The organism is Staphylococcus sp. NWU MK-U1 (genome assembly GCF_033283505.1).
Classification (GTDB): domain Bacteria; phylum Bacillota; class Bacilli; order Staphylococcales; family Staphylococcaceae; genus Staphylococcus; species Staphylococcus haemolyticus.
The window spans coordinates 292,975-306,050 of the sequence record NZ_JAVSMG010000001.1 but is presented as its reverse complement, the minus strand read 5'-3'; the positions used below and the strand labels follow the sequence as shown (position 1 = coordinate 306,050).

General features: G+C 30.3%; 18 protein-coding genes and 1 riboswitch. Of the genes, 14 read left to right on the top strand and 4 right to left on the bottom strand.

The genetic code is table 11. From position 1 onward, the window contains the following. Nucleotides 1–117 precede the first annotated feature (117 nt). Both SBL16_RS01585 and SBL16_RS01580 read right to left on the bottom strand, forming a co-directional pair. Entirely contained in the window at nucleotides 118–609 is a 492-nt protein-coding gene (locus SBL16_RS01585) for a GNAT family N-acetyltransferase (protein ID WP_053018710.1), read from the bottom strand. Between the two features lie 283 nt (nucleotides 610–892). After that, nucleotides 893–1,315, bottom strand: a complete 423-nt coding sequence (locus SBL16_RS01580) for an organic hydroperoxide resistance protein (RefSeq protein WP_016931015.1) — start codon at nucleotides 1,313–1,315, stop codon at nucleotides 893–895. A gap of 162 nt (nucleotides 1,316–1,477) precedes the next feature. On the opposite strand from SBL16_RS01580, the gene aroD reads away from it, so the two are divergent. Both aroD and SBL16_RS01570 read left to right on the top strand, forming a co-directional pair. Continuing rightward, on the top strand, nucleotides 1,478–2,203 hold the full coding sequence (aroD, locus tag SBL16_RS01575) for a type I 3-dehydroquinate dehydratase (RefSeq protein ID WP_107612612.1): 726 nt from the start codon (nucleotides 1,478–1,480) through the stop codon (nucleotides 2,201–2,203). 70 nt (nucleotides 2,204–2,273) lie between these two features. After that, nucleotides 2,274–2,813, top strand: coding sequence for a nitroreductase (locus SBL16_RS01570; protein WP_011276318.1), 540 nt, complete (start codon nucleotides 2,274–2,276; stop codon nucleotides 2,811–2,813). Between the two features lie 171 nt (nucleotides 2,814–2,984). Here SBL16_RS01570 and SBL16_RS01565 read toward each other — a convergent pair whose 3' ends face one another. Further along, a complete protein-coding gene (locus SBL16_RS01565) occupies nucleotides 2,985–3,308 on the bottom strand; it encodes a thioredoxin family protein (RefSeq protein ID WP_037537245.1) in 324 nt (107 codons plus the stop codon). 141 nt (nucleotides 3,309–3,449) lie between these two features. On the opposite strand from SBL16_RS01565, the gene SBL16_RS01560 reads away from it, so the two are divergent. The 7 genes from SBL16_RS01560 (at nucleotide 3,450) to SBL16_RS01530 (ending at nucleotide 7,962) form a co-directional block, all read left to right on the top strand. Continuing rightward, the gene (locus tag SBL16_RS01560; protein ID WP_037537244.1) at nucleotides 3,450–3,803 is read left to right on the top strand and encodes an arsenate reductase family protein; all 354 of its coding nucleotides are present in this window, start codon (nucleotides 3,450–3,452) and stop codon (nucleotides 3,801–3,803) included. 115 nt (nucleotides 3,804–3,918) lie between these two features. After that, nucleotides 3,919–4,299 (top strand): glycine cleavage system protein GcvH, encoded by a 381-nt coding sequence (gcvH, locus tag SBL16_RS01555; protein ID WP_037537243.1) that lies wholly within the window; start codon nucleotides 3,919–3,921, stop codon nucleotides 4,297–4,299. A 190-nt stretch (nucleotides 4,300–4,489) separates the two neighbouring features. Beyond that, complete coding sequence (locus SBL16_RS01550) at nucleotides 4,490–4,876, top strand: toprim domain-containing protein (protein ID WP_037537242.1); 387 nt, start codon at nucleotides 4,490–4,492, stop codon at nucleotides 4,874–4,876. Then, nucleotides 4,869–5,165: a thioredoxin family protein gene (locus SBL16_RS01545; RefSeq protein WP_107612617.1), complete on the top strand. Its 297-nt coding sequence runs from the start codon at nucleotides 4,869–4,871 to the stop codon at nucleotides 5,163–5,165. The genes SBL16_RS01550 and SBL16_RS01545 overlap by 8 nt, the downstream gene beginning before the upstream one ends. A 57-nt stretch (nucleotides 5,166–5,222) precedes the next feature. Next, a riboswitch (SAM riboswitch) is annotated at nucleotides 5,223–5,328 on the top strand. Nucleotides 5,329–5,412: 84 nt separating this feature from the next. After that, the gene (locus SBL16_RS01540) at nucleotides 5,413–6,438 is read left to right on the top strand and encodes a methionine ABC transporter ATP-binding protein (protein ID WP_107612619.1); all 1,026 of its coding nucleotides are present in this window, start codon (nucleotides 5,413–5,415) and stop codon (nucleotides 6,436–6,438) included. Then, on the top strand, nucleotides 6,431–7,126 hold the full coding sequence (locus SBL16_RS01535; RefSeq protein WP_011276310.1) for a methionine ABC transporter permease: 696 nt from the start codon (nucleotides 6,431–6,433) through the stop codon (nucleotides 7,124–7,126). Before SBL16_RS01540 ends, SBL16_RS01535 begins: the two co-directional genes overlap by 8 nt. Nucleotides 7,127–7,146: 20 nt before the next feature. Continuing rightward, nucleotides 7,147–7,962: a MetQ/NlpA family ABC transporter substrate-binding protein gene (locus SBL16_RS01530; protein WP_053017933.1), complete on the top strand. Its 816-nt coding sequence runs from the start codon at nucleotides 7,147–7,149 to the stop codon at nucleotides 7,960–7,962. 47 nt (nucleotides 7,963–8,009) lie between these two features. Here the strand turns inward: SBL16_RS01530 and SBL16_RS01525 are convergent, their stop codons facing one another. Further along, nucleotides 8,010–8,174, bottom strand: coding sequence for a hypothetical protein (locus SBL16_RS01525; RefSeq protein WP_016931019.1), 165 nt, complete (start codon nucleotides 8,172–8,174; stop codon nucleotides 8,010–8,012). A gap of 169 nt (nucleotides 8,175–8,343) precedes the next feature. Here SBL16_RS01525 and SBL16_RS01520 point away from each other — a divergent pair, with 169 nt between their 5' ends. The 5 genes from SBL16_RS01520 (at nucleotide 8,344) to cas2 (ending at nucleotide 13,006) form a co-directional block, all read left to right on the top strand. Next, on the top strand, nucleotides 8,344–8,538 hold the full coding sequence (locus tag SBL16_RS01520; protein ID WP_037537239.1) for a CsbD family protein: 195 nt from the start codon (nucleotides 8,344–8,346) through the stop codon (nucleotides 8,536–8,538). A 181-nt stretch (nucleotides 8,539–8,719) separates the two neighbouring features. Then, the gene (gene cas9 / locus SBL16_RS01515) at nucleotides 8,720–9,427 is read left to right on the top strand and encodes a type II CRISPR RNA-guided endonuclease Cas9 (protein WP_233641330.1); all 708 of its coding nucleotides are present in this window, start codon (nucleotides 8,720–8,722) and stop codon (nucleotides 9,425–9,427) included. Beyond that, nucleotides 9,427–11,886 (top strand): type II CRISPR RNA-guided endonuclease Cas9, encoded by a 2,460-nt coding sequence (gene cas9, locus SBL16_RS01510; protein ID WP_233641331.1) that lies wholly within the window; start codon nucleotides 9,427–9,429, stop codon nucleotides 11,884–11,886. The genes cas9 (SBL16_RS01515) and cas9 (SBL16_RS01510) overlap by 1 nt, the downstream gene beginning before the upstream one ends. A gap of 3 nt (nucleotides 11,887–11,889) precedes the next feature. Further along, nucleotides 11,890–12,792: a type II CRISPR-associated endonuclease Cas1 gene (gene cas1, locus SBL16_RS01505; RefSeq protein ID WP_107611982.1), complete on the top strand. Its 903-nt coding sequence runs from the start codon at nucleotides 11,890–11,892 to the stop codon at nucleotides 12,790–12,792. Further along, nucleotides 12,782–13,006: a CRISPR-associated endonuclease Cas2 gene (gene cas2, locus SBL16_RS01500; RefSeq protein WP_313770312.1), complete on the top strand. Its 225-nt coding sequence runs from the start codon at nucleotides 12,782–12,784 to the stop codon at nucleotides 13,004–13,006. The genes cas1 and cas2 overlap by 11 nt, the downstream gene beginning before the upstream one ends. The last annotated feature ends 70 nt before the right edge of the window (nucleotides 13,007–13,076 follow it).

Genomic DNA, 13,076 nt, shown 5'->3' with positions numbered 1-13,076 from the left:
AGACTTATGAATTTTTAAATTTTATAAAATCTGAAAATTTAGAATATATCAATTATTATAAAGGTCATAAATTAAATGTCTAGAGAAAAATTTTTAAAAGTATAGTTAAAATAGGGGTTAAACAATATCATATAATAGCCAATGAACATCAAAATATTCGTCACCAATTTTTGAAGACTTCGATTCTAGACCCAAAGTTTCAAATCCCATAGATGAGAAAAAGATTTTGCCACTAATGTTATTAGAAGTTACACAAGTCATCAATTTTTCAATGTTGCGAGATTTAGCGTGATCTATAGCAAATTGCATTAAATTTACAATCGTACTTTCATCTTTTTTATCAAGTAAGAATAAATTCTCTATCATAGCTTTGTGAGAACTTCCAACTTGCTTTAATTGACGTAAAGTAACACATGCTACAAGTTTATCATCTTTAAAAGCACCGATAATATTACAAAATTCATCATCATCGGATAGCATTTGTTTAAGATCTTCGTTTGAAAGATTTTCTAAATAGACTTTGTCCCACGAATAAGTGTGCGTGTTGCTGGATAATAATTGAGTATAATGATCTAAATCATCATGCTTTAGTATACGAATATTTGTCATCATGTCCTCCTATACCTGTCATAGAATAACGTTTTTAAAATTTTATTAATTATATAAATAATAGGGTGAACTCAAAAGATTGAAGTAAAAATAATTTTATAAAAACTATTTGAGTTTTAATATGTATAAATGATTTATAAAGTTTTTTATTTACTGTATTTATAGAATAACTTAAATTGGCAAAATTCACAAAAAAGAAGACACAAAAATCCCCAAAAGATTTTTGTGTCTAAAATAATGAGTACATGATTAAAATAATCACATATTTATTTTATATATAAATTTAATCTACTACTTGAACGTTTAAATCAACATCGATGTTACCACGAGTTGCTTTAGAATATGGGCAGAATTCGTGTGCATCTTGTAAATATTTTTCAGCGTCTTCTTGAGACAATACATTTTTAACTTTAGCGTCAATCGCTACACTTAATTTTGGACTTTCCGCATCTGGATCATCTTCAAGGCGAACCGTTAAAGTAACTTCTGGTTCAGCGTCACGTACTTTATTTTGTTTTAAGATAAGATCGAACGCACCATTGAAACATGAAGCGTAACCAGCAGCAAATAATTGCTCAGGGTTAGTTGCGTTTCCGTCTGCTTGTTGTGGTGGTAATACATCTACATTTATTGCATTATCGTCAGTGTTTACATGTCCTTTACGTCCACCAACGTTAGTAGCTTTTGTTTCATATTGAACTGCCATTATTATTACCTCCTAAATTCGTATACATTTATTATTTACCCATTTACATATTTTTAAATCATTGATTATTAATTTTATTGAAAAGTATGTTACTCGAGGTTGGAGAGTGACGGCCTTTAGTTTAAAATAAATACAAGTTAAATTGAGGAAGAAGGGATCATTATGACGAATGTTGAAGTGGCTGCCACAGTTGCTCCCAATCAATTACTGGATACATTAACATTAGATAGTATCAAAGAATATAGTAATGATATTGATATAATCGAATTACGGATTGACCAATGGGAAGATCGACATCTTGAGTTGCTTAAATCCAATTTAGAACAACTACAAGAATTAAATATAAACGCTAACATCTTGGTAACGTATCGCACGGTCTCACAAGGCGGTAAAGGTAAAATGATATATGAAGCATACATGACATTATTAAAAGAGATTATTAAAAATCATCATTGCCAAATGATTGATATTGAATGGGATAGTGATTTTGATGTTTTCGCGCATCGTGATTTAATTGACCTAGCACATCGATATAATAAACAAGTTGTTGTATCTTATCATAATTTTCAAGAAACACCTGATATAGATGTTTTAAAATTTACATATTATAAAATGAATCAATTAAACCCAGATTATGTCAAAATAGCTGTCATGCCACAAGACAAAGAAGACGTAGCTACTTTGCTTGAAGCGATAGCAACAAGTGCCGACACTCTTGATGCTAAGGTGATTGGTATTTCTATGTCTGGTGCTGGCTTAGTTAGTAGAACAGCTCAAGGTGTGTTTGGAGGCGCTGTATCCTATGGATGTTTAGGTGAGCCCCAAGCGCCTGGACAAATACATGTTAAAACTTTAAAACAACAACTATTATTTTATAGTAATCATTAAGATACATTTGAAATTAAGAGGCAAAGGTTTTATAATTGAGAAGAGTTATCAACAATAAGGAGCGATAATTGTGGAATTACAAGAGGCAATTGCTTCAAGAAGAAGTATAAAGAAATTTAAACATGATATGACAATAGATGATGATAAGCTTTATCAAGCGATCGAAAAAGCTGCAGATGCTCCAAACCATGGCATGCGAGAACCATGGAGAATTATCCATATAGCCAAAGATAGATTAGGTGAAATGAGCAGAGATGTAACGCATTTTGCATTTCCAAATCATCCTGAGAAACAAGAAGATCATTATAATAATGTGACTAATCTTGGTGGTATGTTAGTGTTAGTACTTAAAACTGACCCAAGACAACGACAAAATCGTGAAAACTTTTTTGCAATGGGTGCGTATGCTCAAAACTTAATGCTTCTATTACATGAACAAGGGATTGGTACATGTTGGAAGACACCACCTTACATTTTTGAACCAAAAGTTCGTAAGGTATTTGGCGTTCATGGAGATGAAGTCATTGCAGGTTTCCTTTACCTAACAGATTTAGAAGAAGTGCCACCAAAAGCACCGCGTAAAAACAAACATTTAATTTCAAAATACTAGAATTAATAAAGACGGCTGGACAAATAAATGTCTCAGCCGTCATTATTATTATACGGGCACTAGCTAACAGAATTGAGAAAGCACTTATATCAAACTTTACTCAGTTCTAGCCATCTATGCCAGAATAGTATCATCAAATTAAATTTTCGAATTAGATAACTATACTATATCCTATTTGTTAAATGTTTCTGATAAGAATGATTCTACTTGTTCAGGTGATTTAGCATTAGCAGAGTGTAAATGTGCAAGTTTATTACCATTTTCAAATACTAATAAGCTAGGAATACCCATAACATCATTATCTGCAGCTACATCTTCGAGTTCATCACGATTAACAGTATACCAATCATAGTCGTTATATTTTTCGACGATTGGATCAATCCACATGTCCATAGCTTTACAATCAGGACACCAACCAGCTTCAAATTTTACAATAACTGGTTTATCGCTTTCAATTGTTGATTTAAACGCATCAGTTGTATTAATACTTTGCATAACAAACGCTCCTTTAGATAATTACTAAATGTATTATAACGAATAATTTCCTTTAATTGAAAAATTAAGCTTAAAATATTGAGCGTTTACATAGATTATCTGATATATTTAAAATAAGACAGAATAGGAGGTTACATCTGAATGATTAAATTTTATCAATATTCAAATTGCACAACTTGTAAAAAAGCCGCAAAATTTTTAGATACACATGGCGTAAGTTACGAACCAATTGATATTGTACAACACACACCAACTAAAAAAGAGTTTGAAGAAATTATCGATAAAACAGGTGTAGAGGTTAATAAATTATTTAATACCCATGGTGCTAAATATAGAGAACTAGGGTTAAAAGATAAATTAAAAGATTTATCAACTGATGAAAAATTAAATTTATTAGCTTCAGATGGCATGTTAGTTAAACGACCATTAGCTATTTCTGGAGATAATATCACATTAGGATTTAAAGAAGATCAATACAAAGAAATTTGGCTATAGTTTAAAATTACAAATTTTATTTATATAAATTATTGTAACTTTTTGTTTTAATAGTTGAATGAAAACTTACGGTATGGCATCATTAAATTGTAATTAATTTTAGGAGGGGATTCTCGTGGCAGTACCGAGCGAATTAAAATATTCTAAAGAACATGAATGGGTAAAAGTTGATGGCAACACAGTAACAATTGGTATTACTGAATACGCACAAGGTGAATTAGGTGATATCGTATTCGTTGAATTACCAGAAGTTGATGACGAAATCAACGAAGGGGATACTTTTGGTAGTGTAGAATCAGTTAAAACTGTTTCTGAATTATATGCGCCAGTATCTGGTAAAGTTGTTGAATCAAACGAAGAATTAGAAGATAGTCCTGAGTTTGTTAACGAATCACCATATGAGAAAGCATGGATGGTTAAAGTTGAACTTAGCGATGAAAGCCAATTAGATGATTTATTATCAGCTGATCAATACAAAGAAATGATTGGTGAATAATTAATTTAAACTCCTTGATTACGGTCATGGAGTTTTTATTTTGCCTATTTTTCTAAATAATAATCAACAAATTTTAAAATTTATACTTTGTTGATATAAAATGTTAAATAATCGTAAATAATGTTTAATCTATTAGCGTTCTGTGAAAAAGTAACTGATTGTTTATTATCGACTTAGAAGGTGGATTATCATGGCAATTTTAAATAAAGTTATTATTGTTGAAGGCAAATCTGATAAGAAGAGAGTACAACAAGTCATCGCTGAACCTATAAATATTATTTGTACGCATGGTACAATGAGTATTGATAAATTAGATGACATGATTGAAACATTATATGATAAGCAAGTCTTTGTTCTAGCAGACTCAGATGACGAAGGTGAAAAGATAAGAAAATGGTTTAAACGTCATCTTAGCGAATGTGAACATATCTATGTGGATAAAACATTTTGTGAGGTAGCTAGATGCCCAAAGAATTATCTTGCGCATGTATTGAGTAAACATGGCTTTACAGTTCGTAAAGAGAAACGTCTAATTCCTAATTTAACGACTGAAAGGTTAGTAATCATGCATGAGTAAATCTGTAGAAATAGAAGATATTTGTGAGAATTTTAATAAAGAAAAACATCTAATTTTTGGATACACACCGATGTGTGGTACTTGTAAAATGTCAGAGCGAATGCTAGATACCGCAAATGAAATACTACAATTACCCGTTAAAAAAATCGATTTGAATTACCATCCTAAATATAGTGAGCGTAACAAAATTATGTCAGTTCCTGTTCTAATAGTAATGAATAAAGATATAGAGATAGATAGAATCTACGCTTTTCAATCTGTTCCTTATTTGTTAGAAAAGTTAAAATAATTGTTGACGAAATTATAGTGCAATGGTAGGATATAAATTAATTAAATAGTGCGAAAACTCTTATCAAGAGAGGTGGAGGGATGTGCCCTATGAAGCCCGGCAACCGTCTAGTTATAGAAATGGTGCCAATTCACATAAAGTTGATTACTTTAGAAGATGAGAGAAAGATGAATCAATGCTTTCTCAACTTTTCTAAAGTGAGAAAGCATTTTTTAATTACATAATGATTTTTAAGGAGGCACTAAACGTGATTGAGTTAAATCAAGTTGTAAAACGTTATCACACTAAAGATAAAGATGTACTAGCAGTTGATCACGTTAACTTAAATATAGAAACGGGCTCTATTTTCGGAGTTATCGGATTCTCTGGTGCTGGTAAAAGTACGTTAATCAGAATGTTCAATAATTTAGAAGAACCTACTTCTGGCGATATTATTATAGATGGCGATAATATTAACAAACTTTCAAAAGCAGAATTAAGAAGAAAACGACAAAAAGTAAGTATGGTATTCCAACACTTCAATTTATTATGGTCACGAACAGTACTTCGAAATATCACGTTCCCTTTAGAAATTGCAGGGTATTCTAAAAGCAAAGCAAATGAAAGAGCGAGAGAATTAATTGACCTTGTTGGTTTAAATGGCAGAGAAAATGCTTATCCATCAGAATTATCAGGTGGGCAGAAACAACGTGTGGGAATTGCAAGAGCTTTGGCTAATGAACCTGACGTCCTCTTATGTGACGAAGCTACAAGCGCATTAGATCCACAAACAACAGATGAGATTTTAGACCTACTGCTAAAAATTAAAGAACGTGAAAACCTTACAATCGTGATTATCACTCATGAAATGCATGTTATCAGACGTGTTTGTGATGAAGTAGCCGTTATGGAAAGTGGACGTGTAATTGAGCAAGGTAAAGTAACGCAAGTGTTTGAAAATCCACGACATGAAGTTACAAGACGATTTGTGAAAGATGATTTGGATGATGATTTTGAAGAATCAATCAAACATCTAGAACCATTAGATTCAGATGCGTACATTGTTAGGCTCAACTTCAATGGTGATAATACGACTGAACCAGTTGTATCTTACATAAGTAAAACGCATAACATTGATATAAATATTCTTGAAGCAAACATAAAAAATACCCGTGGTGGTTCTGTTGGATTCTTGGTGGTTCATATTCCACATATTGCTGAAACAGAGTTTGAGACATTTAAAGAAGATTTACATCAGCAACATGTAAATGTGGAGGTGGTTAAGCATGGATAAATCTTATGGTGATATTTTTAAAGAGATGATTACAATGCCTAACGTCCAATGGCCTGAAGTATGGCAAGCCATTTATGAAACATTATATATGACTGTAGTTTCAACTATTTTTGCATTTATTTTTGGATTGATTTTAGGAGTACTATTATTCTTATCAGCTAAGAGTAATTCCAAAGGTGCTAGAGTCTTTTATAGCATCGTTTCATTTATTGTTAACTTATTCCGAGCGATTCCATTTATCATTTTAATCTTGTTATTAATTCCATTTACAAGTGTGATCCTTGGAACAATAAGTGGTCCAACTGGTGCCTTACCAGCTCTAGTTATTGGTGCAGCACCATTCTATGCAAGATTAGTAGAAATTGCCTTCAAAGAAATAGATAAAGGTGTTATCGAAGCGGCTTGGTCAATGGGAGCTAGTACTTGGACAGTTGTCCGAAAAGTATTACTACCTGAGGCAATGCCAGCACTAGTTTCAGGTATTACTGTAACAGCAATCGCATTAGTTGGTTCTACTGCAATTGCAGGTGTAATTGGTGCAGGTGGTTTAGGTAACTTAGCTTACTTAACAGGTTTCACTCGTAACCAAAACGATGTCATTTTAGTTTCAACTGTATTTATTTTAATTATCGTATTTATAATTCAATTTATTGGGGATTGGATTACAAATAAAATTGACAAACGCTAAAAGAAAAGAGGAATGATTCAATGAAAAAACTTTTAAGCTTATTTTTAGTATTAACATTAACAGTCGTTTTAGCAGCTTGTGGTAATGGTAGTGGGGATAAAGATAAGAAAATCGTTGTAGGCGCATCTCCAGCACCTCACGCTGAAATTCTTGAAAAGGCTAAACCTTTACTTAAAAAGAAAGGCTATGACTTAGAAATTAAAACAATTAATGATTACACTACGCCAAACAAATTATTAGATAAAGGTGAATTGGATGCTAACTATTTCCAACACGTACCTTATTTAAAAACTGAAAGTAAAGAAAAAGGATACAAAATTGAAGACGCAGGTAAAGTTCACTTAGAACCAATGGCTGTTTACTCTAAAAAATATAAAAGTTTAAAAGACCTTCCTAAAGGTGCAACAGTTTATGTATCAAATAACCCAGCTGAACAAGGACGTTTCTTAAAATTCTTTGTTGATGAAGGATTAATTAAAATTAAAAAAGGTGTAAAAATCGAAGATGCTAAATTCGAAGATATCACTGAAAACAAAAAAGACATCAAATTCAACAGTAAACAATCAGCAGAATATCTTCCAAAAATCTATCAAAATGAAGATGTAGATGCTGCAATCATCAACTCTAACTATGCGATTGATCAAGGCTTAAGCCCTCAAAAAGATTCAATTGCTGTTGAAAAACCAAATAACAACCCTTATGCTAACTTAATCGCAGTTCAAAAAGGACATAAAGATGATGAAAAAATTAAAGCTTTAATTGAAGTGTTACAATCTAAAGAAATCCAAGACTTCATTAAAGACAAATATAAAGGTGCAGTTGTACCAGCGAAATAATAATGAAAGAAACTCCGTAACCATTTTGATTACGGAGTTTCTGTTATTTAGAAAGATTTTCTGTCCTTATACAATATACCGACGCCTTGTCCACCAGATCCCATTGTATAATCAAATTTAATAACTTCGATATACGGATTCTCCTCTAAAAAGCGATTTACTTTTTTAGTTAAACCACTTTCAGTCATAGCGGTAAAATTAATAAATTTCATCATATACCTCCTTTAATTTTATTGTTACAGTGTCATTATATAAGAATTATTAAATAGAATGAAAAATATTCTATAATATATAAAATTTATGAATAAGGTGTTTAATGAAAAGACTATAGGGGTATGTAATTATTAAGTAAAGATACAGACAATCAAGGAGGAATTTTAAATGGCTGAAGATAAATTTGAACAAGCAAAAGGTAACTTAAAAGAAACTGTTGGTAACGCAACTGACAATAAAGATTTAGAAAAAGAAGGTCAAAACGATAAAGCTTCTGGTAAAGCCAAAGAAGCAGTTGAAAACGTTAAAAACAAAGCTAACGACCTTATCGATAAAGTAAAAGGTAATAACGATAATAAATAATTTAATGATTATTTGAAGCATGAGTGCAAAGCACTTGTGCTTTTTTTTATGTGTAAAAATTAAAAGTATTGGCACAAGTTAATTATTTTTAAAAATTATTAAAAAAATTAGATAAAAAGTGTTACCACGTCTATCAAATTAAATTATAATCAAATTATAAAATAGGGGTGGGTGATTTAAAGTGAAAACAGATTATATTTTAGGATTAGATATAGGTATAACTTCAGTTGGATATGGCATTATCAATTACAATGACAAATCAATCATTGATGCCGGAGTGAGATTGTTCCCTGAAGCTAATGTAGAAAATAATGAAGGCCGTAGAAGTAAGAGAGGCGCTAGAAGATTAAAAAGAAGAAGAATTCATAGATTAGAGCGTGTTAAACAATTATTATTAGATTACAAGTTACTTGATTCTATTGATATCATTCCTCAATCTACAAACCCTTATGAGATAAGAGTGAGAGGGTTACGAGAAAAATTAACTAAAGATGAATTAGTAATTGCATTACTACATTTAGCTAAAAGACGTGGAATACATAATATAGATGTTATTGATCAAGAAGAGGATGCATCAAACGAACTTTCTACAAAAGAACAATTATCAAAAAATAATCTTTTACTAAGAGATAAATTTATATGTGAAGTTTTACTTGAGAGATACAATGAAGGTAAAGTTAGAGGAGAAAAGAATAGATTTAAAACTTCAGATATTGTTAATGAAATAAGACAAATTTTAGAAACGCAAAAAGAAGTACATCATTTGGATGATAGTTTTATTGATAAATATATTGAATTAGTAGAGACAAGAAGAGAATATTATGAAGGTCCAGGCGAAGGTAGTCCTTATGGATGGGGTGCTGATTTAAAAAATGGTATGAACATTTAATGGGCCGTTGTACATACTTTCCTGAAGAATTAAGAAGCGTCAAGTATGCATACTCTGCTGATTTATTTAATGCACTCAATGATTTGAATAATTTAGTTATTCAAAGAGATGGACTAAACAAGTTAGAGTATCATGAAAAATACCACATCATTGAGAATGTTTTTAAACAAAAGAAAAAACCTACTTTAAAACAAATTTCTAATGAAATAGGTGTTAATCCAGAAGATATAAAAGGTTATAGAATCACTAAATCAGTGAAGGAAAATTTCACTGAATTTAAACTTTATCATGATTTGAAGAAAATTTTAAAAGATCAAAGTATTTTGGAAAATATCCAATTATTAGATCAAATTGCTGAAATAATAACTATCTATCAAGATAAAGAGAGCATTAAAAAAGAATTAGAGCAATTAACTGAACCTATTAACGAAATAGATAAAGAGAATATTTCTGACTTAGCCGGTTATAACGGTACACACCGACTTTCCTTGAAATGTATAAATTTAGTATTAGAAGAATTATGGTATACTTCTAGAAATCAAATGGAAATATTTGCATATTTAAATATTAAACCTCGCAAAATTGACTTGCAGAAAACTAATAAAATACCTAAAGATATGATTGATGAGTTTATACTATCACCAGTAGTTAAAAGAACGTTTGGACAAGCAATCAATGTTATTAATAAAGTAATAGAAAAATATGGTGTTCCAAAAGATATTATAATTGAGTTGGCTAGAGAGAATAATACTAAAGATAAACAAAAATTTATTAATGAATTGCAAAAGAAAAATGAAAAAACAAGACAGAGAATAAATGAGATTATCGGAAAGACAGGTAATCAAAATGCTAAGCGATTAGTTGAAAAGATTAGACTTCATGACGAACAAGAGGGTAAATGTCTGTATTCTCTAGAGAGTATACCATTGGAAGACTTATTAAATAATCCTAATCATTATGAAGTTGACCATATTATCCCTAGATCTGTATCATTTGATAATTCATATCAAAATAAAGTTCTCGTTAAGCAAACAGAAAATAGTAAAAAGGGTAACCGTACACCATACCAATACCTGAATTCAGGGGAATCAAAACTGTCTTATAATCAGTTTAAGCAACATGTTTTAAATCTTAGTAAATCAAAAGATAGAATTTCGAAGAAGAAAAAAGAATATTTACTCGAAGAACGAGATATAAATAAATTTGAGGTACAAAAAGAATTTATTAATCGAAACTTAGTTGATACGCGATATGCTACAAGAGAATTAACAAATTATTTAAAAGCATATTTTAGTGCTAATGACATGGATGTTAAAGTTAAAACAATTAATGGTAGTTTCACTAATCATTTAAGAAAAGTATGGGATTTTAATAAAGAACGTAATCATGGTTATAAACATCACGCGGAAGATGCGCTAATTATCGCTAACGCTGACTTCCTATTTAAAGAAAATAAAAAGTTGAAAGCAGCAAATAAAGTTTTAGAACAACCAGAACGAAAAGAAATAGAAACTAAAATTGAAGTGAATAGTGATGAAAATTACCAAGATTTATTTGTCATTCCGCAGCAAGTAAAAGAAATTAAAGAATTTAGAGATTTTAAATATTCACATAGAGTGGATAAGAAACCAAATAGACAATTGATTAATGATACGCTTTATTCAACAAGAGTAAAAGATGATGACTTATATATTATCTCTCCGATTAAGAATATTTATAGTAAAGATAATACAGATTTAAAAAAACATTTTAATAAGAATCCTGAAAAATTCTTAATGTATCAAAAAGATCCTAAAACGTTTGAAAAATTAGAAGTGATTATGAAGCAATATGCAAATGAGAAAAATCCATTGGCTAAATATCACGAAGAAACAGGAGAATATTTAACCAAGTACAGTAAGAAAAATAATGGACCAATTGTTAAATCGATTAAAATGTTTGGTAAAAAGGTTGGAAATCATTTAGATGTAACAAATCAATACAACAATTCGAGAAATAAACTTGTGAAATTATCATTTAAGTCGTATCGTTTTGATGTGTATCTGACTGATAAAGGCTATAAATTTGTTAGCATTACATACTTAGATGTACTTAAAAAAGATAACTATTATTATATACCTGAAGTCAAATACGATAAATTAAAGTTAAATAAAGGTATTGATGATAAAGCCAAATTTATCGGAAGCTTTTATTATAATGATTTAATTGAATTAGACGGTGAAGTATATACAGTTATAGGAGTTAATGAAGATAAGAGAAATGTTATAGAGCTCAATCTTCCTGAAATAAAGTATAAAGAGTATTGTGAGATTAATAATATTAAAGGTAGCGGAAGATTAAGAATAACAATAGGTAAAAAAGTGAATAGTATTAGAAAATTATCTACTGACGTTTTAGGAAATAGATATTATCAATCTTTCGCTAAAAAGCCTCAATTAGTATTTAAAAAAGGAATTTAAGCTATGAGTTGGAGAATTGTGTATATAACAGAAGTTAATCACATGTCACTTAATTTAAATAGCTTAAAAATTAAAAAGGGGGATCTAGAAACTAAAATTCCTTTAGCTGATATTTTTGCTTTAGTTATTGAAGATTTAACTGTTACGTTAACATCCAGGTTATTAATAGAACTTTCAGATTATAATATATTAGTCATCTTTTGCAATCAAAAGCATTTGCCAGAGTGTACTTTACAACCTATATCAGGTCATTTTAATCAATATACGCAGATGAAAGCACAACTAACATGGGATGTAGCTCGTAAAAGTGAATTATGGAGAGTTATTGTAAAGCAAAAAATTCAAAATCAAATTGAATGCATGAAGTACATGCATATTGATACTATGCGAATTAAAAAAATGACAGAGTTAAAGCATTCAGTATTGTTATATGATCGGAATAATATTGAGGGTCAAGCTGCGAAATACTATTTTAATAGTTTCTTTGAGGATTTTACGCGAGACAATGATGCACTTATTGAGAATGCGGTTTTAAATTATGGATACACAATTTTAAATTCTGCAATAGCTAGAACGATAGTTGCAAAGGGCTTAATACCGGCAATTGGCATCCACCATATTGGAGGGAGAAATCATTTTAACTTAGCATCAGACTTAATTGAACCATTTAGAGCGCTGGTTGATTTGTTCTTGTTAAAGCATCCGCCTGAAGACTACTTAACAAAAGCGTATCGATTAAAAATAATTAATCTATTGCATGCACGTATTGAAATTGATGGCAAAATGCAGACGGTTATTCGAGCTATTGATATAATGGTGCAATCTATTATTGAGTATTTTAAAGACGGTGACATTAAATCATTAAAGTTTCCTAGTTTGAGTAAATATACATTTTATGAGTTATAGATTTATGAGAGTCCTATTAATGTTTGATTTACCTGTAGAAACTAAGAAGCAAAGAAGAGTTTATAGTAAGTTCAGAAAGAGACTTATTGAAGATGGATTTTTAATGATGCAATACTCAATTTATATAAAGAGTGTCATAAATAAAGATGCGGCAAACCAAACTATAAAAAAGTTAATACATTCTTGCCACAAGAAGGGCATGTCAGGGCATTAATGATAACTGAAAAGCAATATCAGCATATGCAAATACTTTTAGGAGAAGAAAATCATAATATAGAACTATT